The organism is Anaerococcus lactolyticus ATCC 51172 (assembly GCF_000156575.1).
GTDB classification, from domain to species: domain Bacteria; phylum Bacillota; class Clostridia; order Tissierellales; family Peptoniphilaceae; genus Anaerococcus; species Anaerococcus lactolyticus.
Map to the genome: position 1 here is coordinate 1 of NZ_GG666202.1, position 233 is coordinate 233.

A 233-nucleotide genomic window follows, 5' to 3' on the forward strand; every position below is an offset into this window, starting at 1 on the left:
AGCTCGTAGTCCTCGACGCCGAAGAAGTCGCCGATCCGCTTGCGGTTGTACGGCGTCGGCTGGCTCTGGCCGCTGAGGTACTTGTTGAACTGTGCGCGATTGATCGCCAATTGCCGGCAAACCTCGGAAATCGAGCGGTAATGGCTGCAAAGCAGCTTGAGATTGGCGCCCAGGTGCTCGGACATCGATGGCTCCAAACTGATGCTATGGACGCGATTCTAGCATCAGGTCGC

General features: G+C 58.4%; 1 protein-coding gene. It reads right to left on the reverse strand.

Annotated elements, in window-relative coordinates:
• Nucleotides 1–185: helix-turn-helix domain-containing protein (locus tag HMPREF0072_RS11755; RefSeq protein ID WP_211204260.1), on the reverse strand; the 185-nt coding region annotated here is incomplete at its 3' end.
• Nucleotides 186–233 lie beyond the last annotated feature (48 nt).